The sequence below is a fragment of the Mycoplasma tullyi genome (assembly GCF_014068355.1).
Lineage (GTDB): Bacteria > Bacillota_I > Bacilli_A > Mycoplasmatales > Mycoplasmoidaceae > Mycoplasmoides > Mycoplasmoides tullyi.
This window is the reverse complement of sequence record NZ_CP059674.1, coordinates 644,710-669,223: the sequence shown is the minus strand read 5'-3', so window position 1 is coordinate 669,223 and position 24,514 is coordinate 644,710. Positions and strand designations below refer to the sequence as shown.

General features: G+C 32.5%; 16 protein-coding genes. 13 read left to right on the top strand and 3 right to left on the bottom strand.

What is annotated here, in order from left to right; translation table 4 throughout:
- The first annotated feature begins 5 nt into the window (after positions 1 to 5).
- Both fusA and H3143_RS02660 read left to right on the top strand, forming a co-directional pair.
- Complete coding sequence (gene fusA, locus H3143_RS02665; RefSeq protein ID WP_182078667.1) at positions 6 to 2,087, top strand: elongation factor G; 2,082 nt, start codon at positions 6 to 8, stop codon at positions 2,085 to 2,087.
- A gap of 183 nt (positions 2,088 to 2,270) precedes the next feature.
- Complete coding sequence (locus tag H3143_RS02660) at positions 2,271 to 3,434, top strand: hypothetical protein (RefSeq protein WP_228444772.1); 1,164 nt, start codon at positions 2,271 to 2,273, stop codon at positions 3,432 to 3,434.
- A gap of 87 nt (positions 3,435 to 3,521) precedes the next feature.
- Here the strand turns inward: H3143_RS02660 and H3143_RS02655 are convergent, their stop codons facing one another.
- Positions 3,522 to 4,163, bottom strand: a complete 642-nt coding sequence (locus H3143_RS02655) for a hypothetical protein (protein ID WP_182078666.1) — start codon at positions 4,161 to 4,163, stop codon at positions 3,522 to 3,524.
- A gap of 76 nt (positions 4,164 to 4,239) precedes the next feature.
- Here H3143_RS02655 and rpmB point away from each other — a divergent pair, with 76 nt between their 5' ends.
- Entirely contained in the window at positions 4,240 to 4,434 is a 195-nt protein-coding gene (gene rpmB, locus H3143_RS02650) for a 50S ribosomal protein L28 (protein WP_011113782.1), read from the top strand.
- A 99-nt stretch (positions 4,435 to 4,533) separates the two neighbouring features.
- Positions 4,534 to 4,947, top strand: coding sequence for an OsmC family protein (locus H3143_RS02645; protein WP_182078665.1), 414 nt, complete (start codon positions 4,534 to 4,536; stop codon positions 4,945 to 4,947).
- Positions 4,948 to 5,030: 83 nt separating this feature from the next.
- On the opposite strand, the gene H3143_RS02640 is transcribed toward H3143_RS02645, so the two are convergent.
- On the bottom strand, positions 5,031 to 6,341 hold the full coding sequence (locus H3143_RS02640; protein WP_182078664.1) for a hypothetical protein: 1,311 nt from the start codon (positions 6,339 to 6,341) through the stop codon (positions 5,031 to 5,033).
- Between the two features lie 65 nt (positions 6,342 to 6,406).
- On the opposite strand from H3143_RS02640, the gene rsmI reads away from it, so the two are divergent.
- Both rsmI and H3143_RS02630 read left to right on the top strand, forming a co-directional pair.
- Positions 6,407 to 7,228: a 16S rRNA (cytidine(1402)-2'-O)-methyltransferase gene (rsmI, locus tag H3143_RS02635; protein WP_182078663.1), complete on the top strand. Its 822-nt coding sequence runs from the start codon at positions 6,407 to 6,409 to the stop codon at positions 7,226 to 7,228.
- Entirely contained in the window at positions 7,206 to 8,447 is a 1,242-nt protein-coding gene (locus tag H3143_RS02630; RefSeq protein WP_182078662.1) for an AAA family ATPase, read from the top strand. Before rsmI ends, H3143_RS02630 begins: the two co-directional genes overlap by 23 nt.
- A gap of 54 nt (positions 8,448 to 8,501) precedes the next feature.
- Here the strand turns inward: H3143_RS02630 and H3143_RS02625 are convergent, their stop codons facing one another.
- Positions 8,502 to 9,407, bottom strand: coding sequence for an MG_279/MG_280 family protein (locus H3143_RS02625; RefSeq protein WP_182078661.1), 906 nt, complete (start codon positions 9,405 to 9,407; stop codon positions 8,502 to 8,504).
- Positions 9,408 to 10,226: 819 nt separating this feature from the next.
- Here H3143_RS02625 and H3143_RS02620 point away from each other — a divergent pair.
- The 7 genes from H3143_RS02620 (at position 10,227) to H3143_RS02590 (ending at position 24,512) form a co-directional block, all read left to right on the top strand.
- Positions 10,227 to 10,820, top strand: coding sequence for an FMN-dependent NADH-azoreductase (locus tag H3143_RS02620; RefSeq protein ID WP_182078660.1), 594 nt, complete (start codon positions 10,227 to 10,229; stop codon positions 10,818 to 10,820).
- A 99-nt stretch (positions 10,821 to 10,919) separates the two neighbouring features.
- Positions 10,920 to 11,891 (top strand): 30S ribosomal protein S2, encoded by a 972-nt coding sequence (gene rpsB, locus H3143_RS02615; RefSeq protein WP_182078659.1) that lies wholly within the window; start codon positions 10,920 to 10,922, stop codon positions 11,889 to 11,891.
- Positions 11,892 to 12,474: 583 nt separating this feature from the next.
- On the top strand, positions 12,475 to 17,997 hold the full coding sequence (locus tag H3143_RS02610; RefSeq protein WP_182078658.1) for a PDxFFG protein: 5,523 nt from the start codon (positions 12,475 to 12,477) through the stop codon (positions 17,995 to 17,997).
- A 39-nt stretch (positions 17,998 to 18,036) separates the two neighbouring features.
- Complete coding sequence (locus H3143_RS02605; protein ID WP_182078657.1) at positions 18,037 to 21,150, top strand: ABC transporter substrate-binding protein; 3,114 nt, start codon at positions 18,037 to 18,039, stop codon at positions 21,148 to 21,150.
- A 9-nt stretch (positions 21,151 to 21,159) separates the two neighbouring features.
- Entirely contained in the window at positions 21,160 to 22,212 is a 1,053-nt protein-coding gene (locus H3143_RS02600) for an ABC transporter permease (RefSeq protein WP_182078656.1), read from the top strand.
- Between the two features lie 24 nt (positions 22,213 to 22,236).
- Positions 22,237 to 23,313, top strand: a complete 1,077-nt coding sequence (locus H3143_RS02595) for an ABC transporter permease (protein WP_182078655.1) — start codon at positions 22,237 to 22,239, stop codon at positions 23,311 to 23,313.
- Entirely contained in the window at positions 23,313 to 24,512 is a 1,200-nt protein-coding gene (locus H3143_RS02590) for an ABC transporter ATP-binding protein (RefSeq protein ID WP_182078654.1), read from the top strand. Before H3143_RS02595 ends, H3143_RS02590 begins: the two co-directional genes overlap by 1 nt.
- The last annotated feature ends 2 nt before the right edge of the window (positions 24,513 to 24,514 follow it).

Below are 24,514 nucleotides of genomic sequence, written 5' to 3'. Positions count from 1 at the left end.
ATATTATGGCAAGACAATATCCTTTAGAAAAGTTCAGAAATTTCGGTATCATGGCTCACATTGATGCTGGTAAAACAACAACTTCTGAGAGAATTTTATTCCATTCTGGAAAAACCCACAAGATTGGTGAAACTCACGATGGTGCATCAGTTATGGACTGAATGGCACAAGAAAAAGAACGTGGGATTACGATTACTTCAGCAGCAACTTCAGTTACTTGAAAAGACTGCCAATTAAACTTAATTGACACCCCTGGACACGTTGACTTTACAGTTGAAGTTGAACGTTCACTAAGAGTATTAGATGGTGCAGTAGCTGTATTAGATGCCCAAATGGGTGTTGAACCTCAAACTGAAACAGTTTGACGTCAAGCTAGTCGATATGAAGTACCTAGAATTGTGTTCGTTAATAAGATGGACAAAACTGGGGCTAACTTCCAAAGATCAGTTGATTCAATCCACTCTAGATTAGGTGTTAAATCAGTTCCAATCCAATTACCAATCGGTGCTGAAAATGAATTCAACGGAATCATCGATCTAGTTGAAATGAAAGCTTACTTCTTTGATGGTAAAGAAGACGAAAACTACGAAACTAAAGAAATTCCTGCAGAATACTTAGAAGAAGCTAAAAAAGCGCACGCTCACATGTTAGATGAGATCGTGACTTTTGATGAAGCTGTAATGGAAAAATACCTAGAAGGTCAAGAGATCTCTAAAGAACAGATCAAATCTTGTATTAGAAAAGGTGTTATTTCATCAACCCTATTCCCAGTATTATGTGGTACTGCATTCAAGAATAAAGGTGTTAAACCTTTATTAGATGCAGTAGTTGATTACTTACCTTCACCAATTGATGTACCTGCTGCTAAAGGTTATAAGAATGGTGAAGAAGTATCAATTCCTACAAGTGATGATGCACCATTTGTTGGTTTAGCATTTAAAGTGGCTACTGACCCATTTGTTGGTCGATTAACGTTTGTAAGAGTATACTCTGGTGTACTAACTTCAGGTTCATACGTAACTAACACCACAAAAGACAAAAAAGAAAGAGTATCAAGAATTGTTAAGATGCACGCTCAACAACGTGATGAAATTAATGAAATCCGTGCTGGGGATATTTGTGCTATCGTTGGTCTAAAAGATACCACAACTGGTGATACAATTGCATCTGAAAACCAAGAATTAACTCTTGAATCAATGACTTTTGCTCAACCGGTTATTTCATTAGCAGTTGAACCAAAGACAAAAGCTGACCAAGAAAAGATGGGGATTTCTTTATCTAAATTAGCTGAAGAAGACCCAACATTTAGAACATACACTGATGAAGAAACTGGTCAAACAATTATTGCTGGGATGGGTGAATTACACTTAGACATTCTAGTAGACCGTTTAAGACGTGAATTCAAAGTTGATGTTAATGTTGGTGCTCCTCAAGTAAGTTATCGTGAAACATTAAAAGCTAAAGCTGATGTTGAAGGTAAATACATTAAACAATCTGGTGGTCGTGGTCAATATGGTCACGTAGTGATCACTTTTGAACCTAACCACGATAAGGGCTTTGAATTCGAAGACAAGATCGTTGGTGGTAAGATTCCAAAAGAATACATTAAATCAGTTAAAGCTGGTCTTGAAGCTGCTATGAACAATGGTCCATTAGCAGGTTATCCAATGATTGATATTAAAGCTAGCTTATTTGATGGTTCATACCATGATGTCGACTCTAACGAAATGGCTTATAAGATTGCTGCATCAATGGCATTAAAAGAAGCTGGTAAACGTTGTAACCCAGCATTACTTGAACCAATTATGGCAATCGAAGTAACAGTTCCTGAACAATACTTTGGGGATACCATGGGTGATGTTTCTTCAAGAAGAGGGATGATTGAAGGAACTGAATCACGCGATAACGTTCAAGTAATTAAGGCTAAAGTACCTTTAAGTGAGATGTTTGGTTATGCGACTGATCTAAGATCATTTACTCAAGGTCGTGGAAATTACATCATGCAATTCTCTCACTATGCTGAAGCACCTAAATCAGTAGTTGAAAAAGTTATTGAGAACAAAGCTAAAAGCAATAAAACAGCGTAGCTATTTTATTATTAAAAATATCGATTAATTATCGAATATTTGTGTGCAATATCTTTTTAATTATTTAGAATAAGCTAAAGATAGTGTATCTATATGAATGTGCATATAATGATGCAAGAAACGTACTAAAATGGATCAGAGTTAAATAAATTAAAAAAACAAAAGATCACATCGATCATTTTATTGGTCATTGGGATTCTTGGTTTACTAGCAGGAGTTGGCTTTTTAGCATATATTGCAAGTCCAACTAATAACGTAATAGTCAAAGAGATGATGAATGACCAAGAAGTTGAAGTAACTAAGAAAATTAGTTTACTAGGCTTCTTAACAGATAAAAGTAAGTTACCTAACTACCAACTAAATACCTTTGCTTACTTACAGTTTGCAGGTGCTGGTGTTGGACCTTTAGTGGGAATTATCTTTCTTGCAGCTGGTTCTACGTTGTTTGTAAAGAACAAACGTAAGACTAATGAGATGTTAGCTTTATTACAAGAAGCTGAAGCTGAAGAAGAAGCGGTTGAAGAAGAACAAGTTGAAGAAACTCCTGAAGCTAGTACAACTGAACAAGCTTCAATTACAACTAAAGATTTAATTGGAACTCAAGCAGTAACAACTGATGTAAGTCCTACTCAAGCTGTGGGAACTACCCAAGCAGTAGGTGCTACTCAAGCTGTAGGTACTGAACAAGTTCAAGGCGGAATGCCAGGAGCAGCTCCATTACCAATGGGTATGCGTCCAGCTCCTTTACCAAATGGTGCTACTAACCAACCTGGTAGACCTCAACAAGGTCCTCACCCAATGGGGCCTCAAGGTCCTCAAGGTGGCCCAAGACCAATGCCTAATGGTCCACAAGGTGCTCATACAATGGGTCCTCAAGGTGGTCCAAGACCAATGGGTCCTCAAGGAGCTCAAAATCCTCAACAACGACCAATGCCAAATGGACCTCAACAAGGCGGTCCAAGACCAATGGGTCCTCAAGGTGCACAAAATCCTCAACAAGGCGGTCCACGCCCTAATGGTCCTCAAGGTGGTCCTCAACAACGACCATTGCCAAATGGTCCACAAAACCAACAAGGCGGACCTAGACCAATGCCTAACCAAGGTCCACAAGGTCAACAACGTCCTCAACAAGGCGGTCCTCAAGGTGGTCCTCGACCAATGCCAAACGGTCAACAACAAGGAGGACCTAGACCAATGCCTAACCAAGGTCCACAAGGTGCTCAACAACGTCCACAACAAGGTGGTCCACGTCCTAATGGCCCACAAGGTGGTCAACCTAGACCAATGCCCAACCAACAAGGTCAACGTCCAATGGGACAAGGTCCAAACGGTGGTCCAAGAAGATAATCAAAAGCAATTAACTTAAGATCTAAAAATAAAAATAGTTCATTCGCAAGAATGAACTATTTTTTTATTAATCTTTAGACTTATTAACTATTCATCAACTGCTTGCTTTGTTGAATAAAGATAGATAACCACATCTTCTTGGTTCACATCTTTAATTTGCATATTATTAATCATTAAAGGGATCTTAATGATTTGATACATCTTATTCTTATCATAATCGGCATAATTAAGATGTGAAGCACTAAAACCAAATAGGTCTTTATCAGCATCAATTAATGCTTTCGCATTATCTAAAAACGATTCATCATTACTTAATAATAATAAGATTTGGTTTTGGTTTTTAATATCAGATTCAACTTCTTGATTTAACATCAAGGTTTCATATCTAGATAATAAGTATTTATAACGATGAATAATAGATGTATTAACACTCTTCTCATCGTTAGCTTCTACGTATTGAAAAGTGTTAATCAAGTTGATATATTCTTGTTGAAACTTCTTATTAATTTGATCTATATTATCTGAATAGATTAAGATGTTGTTATAGTTTTCATCTACAATAACAGTTGTTGCTTTCATTAAAGCTCAGTGAGCGAATAGTTTTTCAATCTTATGCTTTAATAAAAACGGAATAATATTCTTATGTAGATTAAACTTATCAAATATAAGTTTAGTAATCTGATTTACTAGTTTATGATCAACCTGGTTGATCGTTAATTTCTTAAGCATGACAAGATTTTAAAATATTTAAAAAACTATTGCTAATATGTTAAAATAGTTAAGGTATAAAAACAATAAATTAAATATGGCTCGTAGAGATGATCTAACCGGGCTTGGTCCTTTAGCAGGAAATAATCGTTCTCATGCTTTAAATATTACCAAGCGTCGTTGAAACTTAAACCTACAAAAAGTTAAAGTAAAAACTGATCGTGGTACATTAACTGTTAAAGTTTCAGCTAGAACGATCAGAACATTAAGAAAACTAGACCTATTGGCTTAGTTTTTAATAAACAACTAAATAGTAAAACTAGCGTTATATAACGCTAGTTTTTTTAGTATTATGTTATAAGAATTAAAGAAAATATTAAGAAAATTATTTATGGCTAGAAAAGAATACGAATTTACAGCAAAAGTAAATCCTGACCGCACAGTTACAGGTAAAACTCCCAAGCATGAACTAGTAATGGATTCATCAACAACTAAAGGACCATCTCCATTAGAATTAATGATGAATGGTTTAATGGGATGTGAATTAAGTGTAGTTAATTACTACGGTCCTAAGAAATTTGGATTAGAACTTGAAGAACTTGAAATGAAGATTCAAGCTTGAAGAGACCCTGAACCTGAAGATGAATACTACGGTTTAAGAAAGATCCAAATTGAATGAATTGTTAAATCTAACAAGACATTAGAAGAAATGAAAGAAATTGTTAAGTATGCTCACAAGATTTGTCCAGTATTTAATTCATTATCTGGAAGAATCGTTGTTGAAGAAAAAATTACAATTAAATAGTTTCTTAAATATTACTAACAAATATATTCAAACAAATAAAAAGATGAGCGTTAAGCTCATCTTTTTTAATTGTTTATTGGCTCTTATTTAATTAGTTGATTATTACGTCTCAGTTCAACTTTCTGGTCGATCTTCTTTAATGCATAGAGCATAAACTTAGATGGATAGTAATATGCTACAGGAATAACAAACATATTAAATATCATTAAACTAATAAAGATTGCGTTATTTTGATCTGCATTTAATTTAAACGATAGTTTTAAGGTTTGATATCAAGAAGGGTTGATATCAACTCCAGCAATGATATTAATAAATAAATAACCAAAGACAAATGTTGATGTCCATCCTGCTAGTTGGAATCAGATTGGATAACAGAAATTAATATGGTGTGTAAACTTATTAAAATGACCTATAAATCTAGATTTAGTTTTTTTATTATCTAAGTTATATCCTAGACATGTATTTAATCATAATCAAGATAGGATTAAGATTAATGGTGAAGCATAAGCGTTAGCAAATACGAAATCAAAAGTAATCTTCTTGTAGTAAGTAAAGTCTAAAACGGTTTGAGCAACGATAGCTGCTACGGTTAGAACAACTAGTGTAGTAACTGAGAATTTGAACTTTCAAATTCTCATGTATTTTCTCATGTATAACCCAAAATAAAACAAGGTCATAGTGTTAATAAATCCACTATATCTAAAGACTTCAAATAGTCATGGGTTTTTATGAGCGATCTCTGTGTTTTCGGTAGCTACTGATAAACACAGGTGAGAGAAAAAACAGTACGCTACTAAGATAACAATTAAGAAAGTGTTTCAGAAAAATCCGGCTTTGTTCAGGAAGTTAATGATTAAAAAACCAAATAAGTTGAATCAAAATAGTGTTGCTACAAACGTCGTGCCAATAATGTTGTAGTTAACTAAAGGAACTAGTGTGTATAAGAATACAAATCCGTATCAGTTTTTAGGATTAGTCCCTCATCCTAATAAAGGATCTTTTTTATTGGCTAGAATTCCTAAATCTACTAGAGGACTATTTTGACTTCTTAATACAGATAAGGTGATGATGAAAATAATAATGCTAAGAAAAGCACAAGTATAAAAACAGAAATAAAAGAACCTATTTTTATAAATGTATTGTTTAAAGGTTAGATGTTTATGTGTATAGACATCAAAACCAATAGCTAGTGCTGAGATACAATATCCCAAACCAATAAAGGGATATCAAATAAAGTTAAAGAAGACCTTGAACCCTAGTGAAACATCACCACCTATTACTAAGAACCCAATAGAAATTAATGAACTAAAGACGCCTATAAAAATAATTGCTTTTAAACCTCTTGGGTTAAATGTATAGGTGCTAAGTGCATTATTTTCGATATATTTTGTCATTGTTTAAACAATTTAAAGTTAATTGATTTTATCAACATTAAATTTTTTAAAACTAAAATTATAACATGTCAGCCCTGTACTTAATAGGATTACCAATTGGTAATCTTAGTGAAATAAATAATCGAGCACTAGATATATTAAATAAATTAGAGATTATTTATTGCGAAAATACCGACAATTTTAAAAAATTATTAAATTTACTAAATATAGATTTCAGAGATAAGAAACTTGTTAGTTATCACAAGTTTAATGAATCTGATAGATTCGAGATGATCCAAGAACAGTTGAAAAGTAATGATGTTGGATTAGTTAGTGATGCTGGGTTCCCTTGTATAAATGATCCAGGACAAAAACTGGTGAGTTATTTAAGAAGTGCTGGTTTTAATCAGATTATTTGTATAAACGGTTCTAATGCTGCGTTGTGCGCATTAGCGACTAGTGGTTTTGATAGTTCGCAATTTTATTATGGTGGTTTTTTGGGGTATAAAAAACAAGAAATCATTAATGAGCTTAATGAAAAATTGAAATACGACACAACTTTAATTTATTATGAGTCTGTTCATAGAATAAAAAATACTTTAGAAGTTATTAACGAAAATTTTCCGGATTTAGAAGTTTGTGTAGCTAGAGAATTAACGAAAAAATTTGAGTCAGTCTATTATGGAAAAATTGACGAAATCATCGGTAAAATTGAATATAAAGGGGAGTTTGTTATTTTGATTAACAAGAGAAACGTTGAACAAAATAACGAAATAAATGAAGAAATTATTAAGGAGTTAAACACCTTAATTAAATACAATATGCGTTCAAAAGATGCATGCAAATATTTAGCCGATAAATACAATCTAAAGAGTTCATCACTATATGCTTTTTGTATCGAAAAATAAAGAACCTTTTTATCAACCCAAATCTGTAGATGATCTTATAGGTCAAAGACATTTATTGCATGAATTTGGAATTTTAAGAAGAATGGTCGATCTTAAAAAACCATATTCTTTATTAGTTACAGGAGAACCTGGAATAGGTAAAACAACTTTATGTAATATTCTAATTTCAGAGATGAACTTACCTAGTTTTTCGTTTAACTCTGCTAGTGACAGTTTACAAGAACTTAAACAATTTATTAATAAAGCTAAAGATTTAAGTCAATGTGTAATTATTATTGATGAAATTCACAGATTACACAGAGACAAACAAGATCTTTTAATTAAAGGATTAGATGCTAAATCATTTATCTTATTTGGTATAACAACTGAAAACCCTTACTTTACTATCAATCCAGCAATTCGTTCTAGGGTTCATACAATTGAATTAGTTAACCCAACAAGTATAGAACTATTTGAAGGATATAAAAAGATAGTTAAAGAAAAAAATATCACAACAATTAACGATGATATTTTGTATAAAATCGCTAATATGGTTAACGGCGATTTACGAAGAGGAATCAACATTATTGAGTTATTAGATATTTATTACAAAGATGTCAAAATTACCGAAGAAATTTTAAAAAATGTCATAGACAATAATCTTTCTTTAGCATCATATGGTGATACGTTTCATGACCTTAAGTCTGGTTTACAAAAATCTATTAGAGGATCTGATCCTGATGCTGCGGTCTATTATTTGGCACAACTGATTGCTACTAAAGATCTAGTAACAATCTCGAGAAGATTAATAGCTTGTGCTTATGAAGATATAGGGTTAGCAAACTCAGATTTATGTTCAAGGGTTTATTTAGCTACTCAAGCTGCTAAAGAAGTAGGATTTCCAGAAGCTAACCAAATCTTAAGTAGTATTGTTATAGAGATGGCTTTATCTGAAAAATCTAGCAGTGCTTATGAAGCAATTTCGGATGCACTAGTTGAAATTGCTAATGGTAATGTTCATGATGTTCCTTGACATATTAAGAAAAATCCAATTAATATATCTAGTCCATCTAACAATATGCAAAAATATAAAAATCCTCATAATTATGATAATCACTGAGTAAGTCAAGATTATCTACCTAGAGAAATTAGGGATAAAAAATACTACATTAAACAAACTCACAATTATAACGAGAAGTTACTTAATGACTATTGGTTAAAATGAAGAAAAAGCAAATAGTTAAAAATATTCCTTTCAAGCGATAAAAAAAATACTCTCAAACGAGAGTATTTTTTATTCTGGATATCTTTCTGTCCTAGTCTCTGGTTGTTTAATAGGTTCAGCACCCCTAACAAGTTCATTAGATAGTTCTGGGTAAAGTTGACAAGCTTTTTCAAAGAACTCAGCTAATTGTTCTTTAGCTTTTGATCTTTTAACTACATATCCATTAATAGATCTATAAAAGATTAATCTTAATATAAAAGTCAGAAGGCCTAATGATAATAATGATGAACTAACAGTCATTAAGATGAACGACACAAATTTTAAGCTTCCAGAAAATTTATCAGAATCAACTGCGTTATTGATTTCAAGCAAACTATTAACAATATTACTAATTGGTTCTACAGTTTTATCAACGTTCTGAAGCAGTTGAGAAATATCAATGATGTCATGCAATTTTCTTGCGTCAACTAAATCTGTTGATACATTATCTATAATCTTTTCAGCATTAGGAATAACCTTGTCATTTAAATCCTTTGCGGTAGTTTGAAATTGATCTAATCTACGCATTGTATTATCATAGTCTTCTTTAGAAAGAAGTCTAAGAGTAAATTCATTCTTCTTTAAAGATTCTTTGATATCTTGGATTGATTGTTCTACTGAAGATACATTACTTTTAGTATTACTGATCGTCGTTTTAAATTGATCTAAGCTACCATCAACGGTATTTATAGCACTATCAATTCTCATAGGAATAGTGCTTAGGTCGGGATTAGAAGTAATTCTTTGCACATCAAACAACACTTCACGAGTTTGATTAAGTAAAGTGTTATTCTTATCTTGGAAGTTTTTGTAATAAGTAGATATATTGTCATGGAAAACATAAGCTGTTGCACCAAGCCCACCTAGTAGCAACACAAAGATTAATCCGATAACATATATCAGTCTCTTTATTAATTTATTAAAAAATTTAACCATACTTTGAACAATCTTTAATTTCTCTTATTTTTTTATAGTAATGATTTCAAATACAGGATTATAAATATTTATCTATCAGACGTAGCTTAATAATTAAATTTTCTTATATCGGCTAGTAATGTTTAATTATAACAAATTGGCGGTGTCATGACATTAAAACTGTTTCGTATTTAATGGAATTTAAACAGTAATGTTTGGTTATATAGTGATGGTTTAGTATGTGTGTTTGTCAAGGATTATCCATACAAAACTAATCAATTTCATTATTTTGCAGATCAAAAACTTATAAATGAATTTCAAAAATATTTAAAAAACACGGTAAATATAAGGATTTACGTCGATATAAGTCTCCTAAACAAAAGAAAAATAAAATGTTGATAACCTTTAACATACTTGATATTTATTACTTATATGTGAATTGATTGTATTCTTTTCATCGATCAAATTATATTTTCGTTATGCAATATGTTTATCAATAAGATAATCTAGCGCAATCTTGATAAAGACGATAATTAATTGAATACAAAATTAGATTTTTTCAATTGCTGTCAATATGTCTTCATTTTTTTCGAAGTTGTATTTAAAACTCATTGTTTTAGTTCCTTATTATATAGATAACTTGACTTTTCCTACGATGTAAACTAACTTGGAATAAAAATAAGATTTAAAGCTTGTTATTGGCAATGCAGCGATGTTCTTTAATCATCTACAACCTAATAAAATAACAAGCCACCCAATGTACAAAACCAATATAGTAACTGCTTAGGCGTATAATATAGGTACTTAAACTTATTAATATTTAATACGAAAGAGGAATCAATGAGCAAAGTACTTTTTATTAATGCTTCACCAGTAGCTAATGAAGCTAGTTTTTCTTATCAATTAGCTAAAACATTTGAAGCTGAATACTTAAAACTTAATCCATCTGATCAAGTTGAATGATTAGATCTAAATGAATTAGATAAGGGATCAATGACTTTAACATCTAAAAATTCTAAAGAACATTTTAAAGATGAAAATGTTGATCCATTAATCAATCAAATTAAAAGTGTTGATAAACTAGTAGTAATTGCTCCGATGACTAACTTCAATTATCCAGCAACTCTAAAGAATTGACTTGATAAGATTTGTGTAGCAAATAAAACCTTTAGTTACAAATACTCTAAAAAAGGTGGATCTGTTGGTTTAATGGATCACTTAAAAGTAATGATCATCAACACTCAAGGTGCACCTGAAGGTTGATACGCATTTGCTGATGTAACTGTTTTATTAAGAGGTGTGTTTGAATTCATTGGTGCTAAGGTTGATGCTATTAAAGTAGCTGGTACTAAAGTTGAATACTTAAACAAGCAACCTAGTGAGATCGTTGCTCCTAATCTAGCACTTATAAAAGAAAAAGCGAAAAATTTCTAATCTATTTGATTAATTAGTATAAAATATATACGGTCTATTAATAAAATAGATTTTTTTAATTACACGACATAATTTATAGAAAGGTGAACATTTATTTAAATGTTTTTATTTGAAGATTTAAATGTTGAATCAGCACAAGCTGTAAAAGCAGAAGAATCACCTGCACAAACTGTTCAAGATAATAATGAACAAGTGCCTGCAAATTCAACAGACAAAGTTTTAGTAACACACACAAAGCTTTTAGACGTGGGTGCATTCAATGGGGTAGCTAAACGTAAGTGAAACCCAAAAATGAAGCACTACATTATTCCAAGACATGCTGCCCAATTCAGTGCTCAGTTTGATCTAATTAACTCAGATCTATTAAATGTTAAGTTACACGAAGCTTTTAATTACTTAACTGAAGCAGCTAAAGCTAAGAAGAACATCTTATTCGTTGGAACTAAGTCTAAAGCAGTTCAAGAATTAATTCAATCAATTGCTGAAAGAACTAATAGTTTCTACATTAACCAAAGATGATTAGGTGGAACACTAACTAACTTCAAGACAATTAGTAATTCGATTAATCAATTAAAGAGATTAATCCACACTCGTGATAATGATCTAACTAAGTACACTAAAAAAGAACAGATCATGATCATGAAAAAACTTGCTAAACTTGAAAAGTTCTTTGGTGGGATCAAAGATATGCAAGGCTTACCTCACGTTTTAGTAATTGATGATCCAGTTAAAGAAAAGAATGCAGTTACAGAAGCTAGAAAACTAAGAATTCCAGTTATTGCTTTATGTAATACTAACTCTGATCCAAATATCATTACTTTACCGATTCCAGCTAATAACTACAACATTCGTTCAGTTACCTTATTACTTAACTTATTAGGTGATGCTGTAGCATTAGCTCAAGGTAGTCCAGCTAAGTTTGCTTTCAAACCTGATGAAGAGATCGACATTCCTCAACTAGTTAAAAAAGAAACTAGAACTGTTGTTAATCGTGACCGTGCTGGTTTTAAAAAACAACAACCTAAATCAGAAGAAAGTTCAAAACCAGCTGAGAAAAAAGCTGATAAATAAAATTAACCAAATATTAACTTCAAGCAATAATCTGCTTGAAGTTTTTTAATTAAATCAGTTCTATTCAAATATTAGTTCTATCAATCTTTTCTTATATACAAATAAATAAACTTGAATAAGCTCAAACCTAATCTTGATCTAATTAAAACCTGCTAAAAACACAATTAAGCTTAATTAAGCATATTAAATGTGCACATTTCAAGTTTTTATGTATAATAGAAAAGATATTATGTTAAGAAATTACCAATTATTAACACAGGGTTTTAATACCAAAGATAGAACAAATATTATGAAGAACTGAAAGCCTTCTAATATTTACCGTGTTGATAAGCGCATTGATACCAAGATTAAGGTAAACAAGATTTAGCTGAATAAGTAATTTCAATAATAAGAACCAAATAAATACATTATAAGATTGCTTATTCAAAACCAAATAAAGATTAAGCAATCCTTTTATATAACAAGAAGATTTAAATAACTACAGTTGGATAATAGTGATTGCTTGGTCTGGCAATCACTATCTTATTAATATAGTTAACGTAAATCAATATAGAACAAACAAATAAGGAAACAAACAGGACCAATGATAAAAAAATGATCATTAAAATCTAAATCATTATGACTAAAAACTGGTATCGCACTAGGGGTGATTGGTTTAACAGCTGGTGTGATTATTGGTGCGATGGTTGGGTTTGCTGAAAACTCTTCAGAAAAAAATGGACAACTATCTCCAGCAAACAAACAGTTGTTTAATAATGATTACTCAAAAATATATGACCAAAATGGTCAACTAAAACCTGAATTAACGATTACCAATGGTAATAAGACCAATGTAACGGCTAAGATTTCAGATGATGCTACTGAGTTTTCTTTCTTAGATAATTCAAATAAGAAGTATAACTTTGATGAGTTCTTTAGTGAGTACTACAAACGTTTTAATGAGCCTTTTGTTCTAGAGATTAAATATGGTTCATTTAGTTTCTTTGATGAGTATGTACTAGCTGTAAGACCTAAACAGTTCTTAGAGTTTACTAATTGATTTATTACTAACGTTGCTTGGGGTCCTGATCTATTAACTCTTGATTCATTTAGACTTGTTCCAGGGGTTGAACAAAATGGGAATGCAATTACATTGGGTTCTCACTCAACCTTACATAAAGAAGTGAGTGAGATTAAGTTCTTTCCGGATGCGTTCTTTGGTTCGTTACCAATTTATTCAACGATCGGTGGACCTGGTAATGCAGTTGACTCATTAACTTATAGTGTGTTTTCAAATGAATCATCTAAAAAAGATTTAGATGCGTTCTTAAAGAATATTCCATTAGAAAGTGCACTTAAAAATGATATTCGAAGAGAAAGTGCTGCACGACAATCTACCACTGGATTTGGTGAGATCTATCGAGCTAGTAAACTAGTTGATAAGACGTTTAAGATTAGGCTGGGTAATCCTGCTAGAAAACAAAATGCTAATGATCCTACTGTTTATGAACGTTCACTCATTGTTAATGAGAACTTTTCTCAAGCAGACCTAGATACACTTAAAACTCAATATCCAGATTTAGCTAATGTTGCTTTTGATCAATTCAAAACTTATCAGATTAAATCTGTTAATGTTACACAACCAGGTAGAGATAATGTTGAGCCAGTTCTTAATTTAGTGGTTGCTGAACCAGATTCACAAGATACTACATTCAATCTTCAAATTGATCCAAATAGTTTAAATGAGACTCGTTACATCTCATATAAAACATTAGTATCAGCTTATCAAGATAATATTAGTAGTTTTTTAAACTTCTATGATATGGATTCATACTTAAATAATGAGTTTTATCTATATCAAGATGATAATAATCAAAACCACTTCTATAAATTATTCTTAGAAGCAATTAATGAAAATCCTGATCTTAAAGCACTTAACACATTAGAAGAACAAAAAGCTAAAGTTAAGAAGTATAAAGTTCTAAGTTTTGAAAAAACTAGTAACCCTCAAGCGAATGAACACACACTAAAAGTTAATCTTCAAGAAGTGTCAGAAAATTCACAAGATGCAGAAGAAGCCCAAGAAGGTCCTACTACGTCATTAGAATTTGTCGCAAACAGAGCTAATGATTATTCTCCGCAAGGGTTTGATGACTTCTTAGAAGCAATCAACTACCAAGGTGGGATTGATCCAGTTTCATTATTCTACACTCCAAGTGATAATAATGCACGAGATGAACAAGGTAATCCATTAACTGGATTAGCTTCTAGAAACTATCAGTTATATGTTTCAGTTTATAACAACTTAATTAAAAAAGTTGTTAACAAATACCCTCATTTATTAAGAAATCTAGATGGTCCACATGTTGAAAGAACTGTGGATGCCAATGGGGTATTTGAATACAATGTTGTTGAAGGTAAATTTAAAGGGTTTACCCCAAGTGATCGAATCGGATTACCTACTATTTTAGCTGCTCTTGAACCTGGATTTGATGGTTTACCAATTGACTTCTTAAAATACGTAGCAGCTCACGAATACGGTCACCACTACACCCTAGATCAAGGTCAAGCATTTATTGATAAAGACAATCCCGTAATTGTTGGAGGATTATCAACAAGAGCTGGTGCTAGTGATGCTTCATTCTATTCTTATCGAGCATTAATTAACTATCTAGATGCAAGAAGTAATCTAGAAGCGATAAGAGTTAATGCTAATAACCAAGAAACACCAACTGGTAAGTTCATTAGATTTAGATTTGGGATTATCGATGAGAATGGTAACGTTCTAAGATATGAAACTGAACCATATCAAGATATCTGAGGAACTGAAAATCCTAACGATCCTCTAAGTAAAGTTCTAGAAAATAAGAAACGTCGTTTCTTACAAGACTTTAGTGGGTTAACTGAAGCAGCTAAATTAAGAAAAGTTGCACTAAGAGATTTATTCTTTGCTAACTCATTTGACTCTGATTCTGGAACAATTAACCCATCAATTTCAGGTTTAGCTAAAGCATTTGTTAAATCTCAAGCTGAAGGTGAAACTAGTTCAGAATATAAATGAGCGCCAGTTACGGCTGCTTCAATTATTAGTCAACTAACAGATGGTGCTGGTAATCCATTATTAAATAAATCTGTGTTTGTTTTAGAAAATGATCGATTATCATTTAAGATCTATGAAACTGAACCAAATAAACCTAATGTGATTACAGCAATCAACATGTTTAACAAAGATGGTTCACCAGTAATTAATGTTCCTTTAAATGTTGAATTATCTCCTGCTGAAATGGCTTATGTTGAAAGACAAGCTAAAGTAATTTCAGATTCAATCAGTGCAACGATTGAAAAGAATCTATCTGATAATGGTTGAGACTCTAGAGGAACTGTTTTAGGTGGAGAGATCTCTGGATCAATTGGTACGCCTGGTGGATCTGATGGTGTAAGTGAACTTGTTGAAAAAATTAGAACTAGATCAAATCCTGAAGAATCAAGATCGTCAACAAACGAGTTTAATACTGCACGCAAAGGATTTAGTTATCTAGTTCTTCAAAATGGTTTGGCGTTGCAATGACGAATTTTAAGAACAAACTTAGCAAGTTTAACTAGAATTGATCAACAACAACAAGCAGGAGCTAGACAAGGTAACAAAGATCGTTATGTAAGATCAGATGTAAATAAAATTCTTGCAGTTAGAAAAGCAGAAAGAACAATTAATAGTATTGGAACAGCTTTAAATAATTTTGATACTTATGTGTTCCCTTATGTTAGAGGTAACAAATTCTTGGGTGAGATCGCTAATGATACTCAAAATGGATTAATCGATAGACTTAATAATGTTTCTTCTAGCAATCAATTAAGAACAACTGAAGGTTTATTTAACGTTAGCTTTACTGAAGCGTTTACAAACGTATTATTCCAAGGTCAAGCTGGCTTGTTATCATATGCTATGAAGAAAGGTGGCGCAGGTGATGCTGCTACAAATAATTATTCATTAGAAACTATTCAAGCTTTTGATAGAAAAGTTAATGATGTTTTCAGTAAACCTTTAATGGTTAGTATTCCTACATTGTTAACAACTAGCTTAGAAAAAATTGATAAAGATAATATTTTAATAGTAAACCCTTTTGGATCAGATGTAGGTCAGCTTGAACAAGCCTTATTAAATGCTGTTACTACTAGTAAGAAAATCAGTGTTGATAATGGTACAACAACTCCTCAAGCTACTGCAAGATCTACATATAACAGTAAAAACTTAACTGAACTATTAGGTTTTGTGTCGTTAGATTATTCTAAAGCAACTTATGATAGTGCAACAAAACAATACAATTGGGATGTTAGTTACGTTCAATCTAAATTTGATTTAAGTGCTATTGGAAATATTCAGGTTACTAATTCACCAGATGCAGCTAAACTAAAAGCTGCAATCACTGCTGCTGGTACTGATACAAATGCTAAAAACCAAGCACTTGCTAACTACGCAATCTACTTATTTAGACACTCAAACTTATTTATGAGTGTTAAAGACTTCTCACCAGCTACAGATCTAGTAAAAAACCGTGCGGTGTTCTCAGAACTATACGGAGTTACGATGTTAGATAAAAACTTCACTAGATTCTATGTTGAAGAATTAACTCCGCAACTAAATGATGGTACTCACTTTGATGCTCAAAGACTACAAAACTACTTTGACAAATTTGTTAAGGATAACAAATTAGAATCTGTTCAAGATCGATTAAGTTTCCACGACCTATTATTATTAACAGGTAATATCGTATATTACGGTAAAAACGGTGATGTTGGATTAACTCTAGGTAGCTTTAACTTTGGTTACTTCTCACCTGGGTTATCATCAGATGATGTAGTTAACTACAATGCTACTAGAGTTGAACCACAACTAGCTGATAAGTTTACTGATTATGTTTATAATATTGCTGAAACACTAACAAGAGACTATGTTCAAACAACATATGCTCCTAATACTAAAGACTTTGAAAACGTACCTAAATATTTAGGTGGGTTGTCTGAAGCTATGAGTGGATTAGACTATATTGTTGATGCTACTAATATTAGTAAAGTTAATGATACAAGAACTTCTCAAGATGATCTAGCTAAAGCATTACAAGCTGTATATTTAGGACCTAAATATACTGCTTACTATGATGAATTAATTAAAGTTCAAGGTGATCTGACTAATAAGTTTAATGAAACAGTTGATGAATTCTTAACTGCAAGAAGAGAAGTAGCAAGAGTACGACAAGCTAGTCCAAATGATGTAAATGCGCTTGCTACTGCAATAGCTGCACAAACAATAGCAACACAAAAACTAAATGATGCTCAAAAAGCAATCAATGATCTAAAAGCACAAACTCGTGCAATGTTCTTTAAGAACAATGATGGTAGTTTTTATCAAACTGGTGAAACTAGAAGATCAAGTTATTTTGGACAGTTTATTTCTAAAAACAACGGGTATTTCAAAGACCACTTTGAAAAACAAACAATAGGTGCAGAGTTATATGATGATGATCGTAACCCAGTAATTGATAACAACATTAGAACAGTTGATTTCAATGGTAACAAAGTAAACAAACGTCCAGAAGCGTTCTTCTTATCTCAACTGTATAACTATGGTGTTTCTAAGAGAACTGTATCAGGATTATTTAGAAACCAAGCATTAGATGCACTAGCACTATATGGTTATGTACCAACTGAGTTGGCAAACAAAATCGGTTATCTAAGATTTACTAATGTCTTTAATAATGAAGTAGTTTATCTAAAAGTTAATACCAAACGAACCAACAACATCTTCTGATTACAAAAACAAGGTGATCCAACTAGTAAAAAAACCATCGAAGATTATGGTTATACATCATGATTATCAGATTATGCATTAATGGGGAAATATCGTGATGCACTTCTAAGACCTGGTCAAAAATACACTGTTGATTTTGTTGATGAAAATCACAACTTCTTACAGGCTGTTGATTTAGGTGATGCACAATTTATTTCAGAGAATGCTAAAGCGGTTGAGCAATCTCCAGTGAAGATTGAAAATGAGAACACAACTGTAGATGGTAATAAGAATATTAAAACTGTAATAAGTGTTGATTTCCAATTTAATGTAACGAACTAATATTTTTAAATAAGACTCATAAAAAATAAGTAAATAAAAATGAAATTTAAATTTAAAAAAGTAATTAAATTAGCTACTTTTGCGCTTGTGCCACTGTCGATGTTACTAAGCTCTTGTACTAGTGCAACACCAAACCAAGAACGACAAGTTAATGCAAGTGCACAAAACATTAATCCCAATGATTATGATCTAGGTCTGGTAACCAACCCACTTAATACGCTTAACTATGTTAAGTACAACTCAGTTGATCGTGTACTACCTTCACTTGTAGATCCTTATCTTAAAAATGGTCCGAGTGATGCGCTTAAACGGGTGTTGACTGCTAAAAGAAGTTATAACTTTGGTTTAATTAATATTCCTCAAGATCGTAGTACTTCAAATTTTGATACGTACTATAAAACTAATGAAAGTGCGATTGAATCTGACAATGGAACTGGTGTAATTGGATCATCATTCTACCAATTAGATAACTTCAATATTGTTGGGGGATTAGCAGATGATTCAGGTGCTGGGTCTGATCTTAAAACTCGTGCAACCATATACGCGTTTAGAAACCCACGTAATACCAACAACTTCATGGCATTAACGGGTTATACTAATGTTAAGAAAAACCGTTGATCAAATGGTGACTTTAGTACTTCTCAAGATATTAGAGACTATCTAGAATACATTCTAGATCTAAATACTGGTTCACAAAAACTTGATACGATTAGAAGATATGGGATCCGTGGTGTTGATCGATTCATTGATGCTCAACGTGATTATTTAGCTAAATTTAATAAGAGTTATAAAAACCCATTTGGTCGAAGAAACTACATCTTTAATGAAGATTTAAAGATGTATGTTCAAGATCCAAATCAAACTGAAGCTGATCTATATCCTTCTCAAACACTAGATGATAAGAATCAACCACTTGATACCAAAGAAGTTGAAGCAATTAAAAGTGCTGCTAAAGATCTTGGGTTTTACACTGGTCAATTATTCCTAGATTATGACAATAGTTTTGTGGCTAAATATCTAAGTCTAAATCCAAACTTTAGTTTGGATGCTGAAGTTCAAGACTTCAGGGTAATGACTCCAGACAATACCCCAGCAACCATCAAATTAGTTAAAAATCCTTATCTTAACCCTTATCAAAAATTTGATGTAAAAACTCCTGACTTACAAGGATCGTTACAACCATTATCTAAAGATGAAAACTCATTTACTTTAATCTTTGATGAAAACCAAACACCTAACTTATCATTCTTAATTGGAACGATCCTTGAAAGCTTATACCCAGTTAACCGCAGATATATTGAAACAACTGGTGGGGGAATTGATCGCTATGGTTCAGAACCTGAGAAGTTCTTAACCAATGGTCCGTTCATCATCCCTAAAGATGATGGGATCTTATTAGGACCTAATGGTTATATTAATCTAGCTAAAAACTTAGATTACTTTGATGCAGAAAACACAATCTCAAATAAGATTAGAATCTTCTTCTCACAAAACCCAAATACGAACGCGTTGTTCTTTGAAGATGGTTTAATCTCTCAAACCTTAATTCCAGCCAACCGAATTAACCGTTACTGAGCTGATCCTAAGATTAAGCGCTTCTTAAATAAAAACCAGGGGTTTGGGACCATCGCTTATGGATTAAACCTAGATCTTGAAACTAATGCTAATAGTTACATCCAAGATCAAGATCTAAGAAATGCGATCTATTACGCAATTAATCGTAGTGATGTACTAAGATTTGTGGGATGAGACTTTAGTTTTCCAACTAGTACGTGAACTAGTTATGGTCAACACAAATCTTATGATGGAAGAAATCTAGAACTATTTTTTGAAGGACAAAAATCTAAAGCTCAAAATGGTAAAGAATTCGACCTATTAAACTATGATTTTGTAACCCACTTATCAAAAGGATTTAACTTTGAAAAAACCGTACGTCATGATTTAGCTCATGATCTACAAACAGCAAGATTTTATCTAGATAAGTTTAAAGCTAAACACCCAGGACTTAGACAAGTAACCCTAAACTTCTTAGATAATAGTAGTGATGAACAAGTTAGAGGGGCTACTTATCTAAAACAAGCAATGCTAGAAGCATTTGGTGGATACATTAATATTGAAGAAAAATCATTGCCAGAAAATATCTTTGCTAGCTACATTGAAAAAGGACAGTATGATATTATCTACCAAAACTACGACCGTTTTAGTGGTGGCCAACCACAAGATGGAATCTTAACCTTCTTTAAAAATGATGGGGTTGACAGCTTTAGACAAAAGAATATTGGGTTTAAAGAAAACCCGGTGGGTTCATACACATATCTAGATTACTTATCTAATTTAGTACTAGAAGCTCTTCAAAAAACTGATGGTCCAAGTGTTTCAAGATTATCAATCTTAAAACCTGATATTGATCGCATCATGATGATCATTAACAGTGATCCGACATTATTAGCTGCTTATAATAAAGCAGTTAACTCACTAAGTTCATTTGATCTAAATACGTTTAGTGCGGATTACTTATCTGGAATCATTCTTAAATTAAATCAAGACAACCCTGGATTTGAAATGACAAGATATTCTAATCAATATGTTAATGCATTATTAGATTACATGATCATTAGTAAATGAAGAAGAGATCCAGATCAATTTAATCAAAGAAGAAATGAGAATGTTGCTACTGCAAGATTACATACCGCATTCAACTTGATCTTACCTTCATATAAAACTGTTGATGAGATTGCTCAATTAACTGATGATACAAGAGTTCGATTAGAAATCGATACCCTAAATCAAGTGGGAACTGATGAAGCACAAGTACAACCAAGTTTCTGGAAGAAATTCATCGAACTTTCATTACCTAAATTTAATGAAAGTACGATTGATTACTCATCAAGATTATCATCATTCTTCTCAGGTAACTTCTCTGATGAAGAATTAAAAGAAAACTGAAGTTTAGATTATGTGTACCAATTCATTGGTGCGATTGAAAAAATCATCCGAGATTCTGGTTTAATCATTCCGTTGATGGAAGTTGATACTAACTGAGAAGTAACTCGTGTTGGTGGGGTTGGTAGTCTATACACATTCTCATTACAATATGCGTATGACTACACTAAACCACCACGAGATGGTTTACCAAGAACAAGAGAGGCATAGATAACTGTTGTGACGCAAAAAATAGTGTTAGGTGACAAAGCTTATCAGATTAATGATAATGCGGTCATATTTAGAAAAAAACGGGTTGAAGAATTAACTTTAATCCAAAGATTATTAGCAATTGACTCGCCAGTCTTAAGAACTTTATGAAAGTTCTTTAAGATCATTCTAGAGTTTTTTGTAATCGGATTGATCGTGATTTCGATCACGTTCTTCTTGATTAATTCAGTACCTGGAGAAAACCCTTTAACTCAAGGATTAGATGAAGCATCAAGAAGAGCGATCGAACAACGTTATGGATTAGATCTTCCGTTGTTCCAACGATACTTGAATTATCTAAAGGGATTGTTCCAAGGAAACTTTGGGATTTCATTAGCATTATTCCCAGAACAATCAATTAATAGTTTTATTTGAGCGCGATTTTATAAATCGTTCTTAGTTGGGATCTTCTCAGTTGCACTAACTGTAGTAATCGGGATCCCATTAGGTATCTGAGTAGGGAAAAACCCTGGTGGTTGAGTTGATAATATCTCAACTATCCTTGTAAGTATCTTCTCATCAATTCCATCAATCATCTTTGCATTATTGTTGGTATTTATTGGAAGATATATCGGTATCCCTTATGTGTATGATCAAAACAACTTTGCAACATACATCCTACCAGGGTTAGCACTTTCATTGGGAAGTATTATTGTTTATATTAAATATATTCGAACTGAACTTAACCGTGAATTAAATTCAGTTCATGCTAAGTTTGCTTACTTAAAGGGTGTGTCTAAAAACCGCTTTGTGTGAAAGCACGCACTTAAACCTTCATTATTCCCGATTGCAACCTTTTTCCCAGCTGTAATCTTTGGATCGTTCATTGGTAGTATTTTCATTGAACAGATCTTCTTAATTCCTGGATCTGGTGATACTTTATTACAAGCAATCCAAACTAAAGATTACAACGTAATCTTATTCTTAATTGTGATGTTTGCATTGATCACCGTACTATCATATGCATTCAGGGACATCTTATATGAACTAATTGATCCAAGAATCCGTCGAAGAAGTAGTTAATGTATTTAGAAAAGATAAATTGATATGACTAAATTTAAAGAAGATAATCTGAATCCTAAACCACCTGGTTTTAAAACAAAATTAAAAAACTGATTAGCTAGAACTGCTGATAAGATTAGAAGTAGATCTGATGTTCAAGGTGATGAATTTGTTGATGTACGATCAGCACCAAATCCGATCACCCAACCATTCAATTACCAATCATGAAAACTGGTTGGTAAGATCGTGGATTTCCAAGCTGATCAGCACATGAGTCCACAAGCAAAACCGTTCAGAGAATTCGTAAACCGTTATTCTCGATCGTTTGCTGGGGTTTTTGGAATGGTGATGTTAATCTTGATCGTGTTATTATCGATCTTTATTCCGTTCTTTACTCAAGATCCAAATAAAACCAACATTGATGATCGTAACTTAATATTTAACTCAACCGACTCAAGAAATGTTTATCATTTCTTGGGAACAGATGATCTGGGTCGAGATTTCTGGGCAAGATTATGATGAGGATTAAGATATTCGATTGCACTAGCATTTGCTGTAACTGTAATCGAAGTATTAATCGGATTAACAATCGGCATCATGATGGGACAATTTGAGTTCTTTGATAAGGTCATGACTTTTGTGATTAAAGTAATCTCAATTGTTCCGACAATCATCATTTTGATTCTTTTAACAATTATTATTGCTCCTAGTTTTTGAGTAATCGTGTTTGCACTTTCATTAACTTCATGAACGGGAATGGCAAACCAAATCCGTGCTCAAGTTAAACGTGCTAAACACTCTGAATGAGTAATGGCATCTGTAATCTTAGGAACACCAACTTGAAAGATCCTAAGAAACTTCGTTCCAGTAATCTTGCCAATCTTAATTACGCAATTAGTATTCACAATCCCAGGTGTAGTATTAGCTGAAACTTCATTAGCATTCATTGGTTTAGCAATTAAAGATATCCCAACATTAGGTAATATTATCTCTGAAGGTCAAAAACTCTTCCCAACTTATGCACGATACGTGTTTATTCCAGCAACCTTCTTAATCTTAATCACTACTAGTGTGCAATTAATCGGTGCAACCGTACAAGACTCATTAAGAAGACAAAGATAATGAAAGATACACAAATGAACAAAAAAAGTTTTGGTTATCGAGTAAAAGATTATTTTGCTAATCTTTTTGGGTTTATGACAAATAAGAAATATGTTTTTAATTGGGAAGAGTTTACTAAAAATGTTCGATATAAAGAGTTTGAAAACGGTGAAAAGTTAAAGGTTGTCGCTGAAATTAAAGATATTAATTTATCGTTTTCAAACCCTTCACGACCAGGTGAAAAGAATAAGGTTTTACGTGGACCTTCGATAGAAATCTATGAAGGTAAAGTTCACGCAATTATTGGTGAGTCTGGTAGTGGTAAATCTGTAATCACTTCATTACTTTATGGTTTAACTGGTGATAATGCGGTTATTGATAGTGGTGAGGTAAAGTTATTTAACAACAACGTCGAGAAGTTCTCATTTAGAGATTGAGAACGATCTCACTATCGTGGCCGAGTGGTGTCAGCGGTTTTCCAAAACCCGATGTCAACGCTAAACCCAACAATGAAAGTTGGTGAACAGATCATGGAAGGGATGTTGATCAACAAGATCGTTAAGAATAAAAAAGAAGCTTATGATCGTGCTGTTGAATTCTTAAAATTAACTAAGATCTCAGACCCTGAAGCAGTGATGAAACTATACCCACACGAAATGAGTGGGGGGATGATTCAAAGAGTTGTGATTGCTGCCATCGTTTCACTTGAACCTAAGATCTTAGTAATGGACGAACCAACTACAGCCCTTGACCCGACAGTTCAAGCATTGGTTTTAGATGTAATTAAAGACTTACAACAAAAACTAAACTTATCAATCGTGTTCATTACCCACGATTTGGGTGTGGTTGCTTCAATCAGTGATTACATCTCAATTATGTATGCTGGTCAGATTATTGAAGAAGGAACAGCTAAAGAAATCTTAAAATTCCCTCAACACCCATATACTTGAGGGTTAATCTTAAGTATGCCTGACCTTAACCAAGGTGATCGTTTAGCAACGATCAGAGGATCTGTTCCATCTAATTTAAATAACATCGTTGGTGATGCTTTTGCTGTAAGAAATGACTACGCACTTGGAATCGACTTTGTCGAAGAACCAAAGTTTTATTGAGTTTCACCAACTCACCGAGTTAAATCAGCATTATTAGATGAAAGAACTGAAAAATACACTCCACCTAAACACATTCAAGAATTGTGAGATGCATATAAGGCTAACTAATT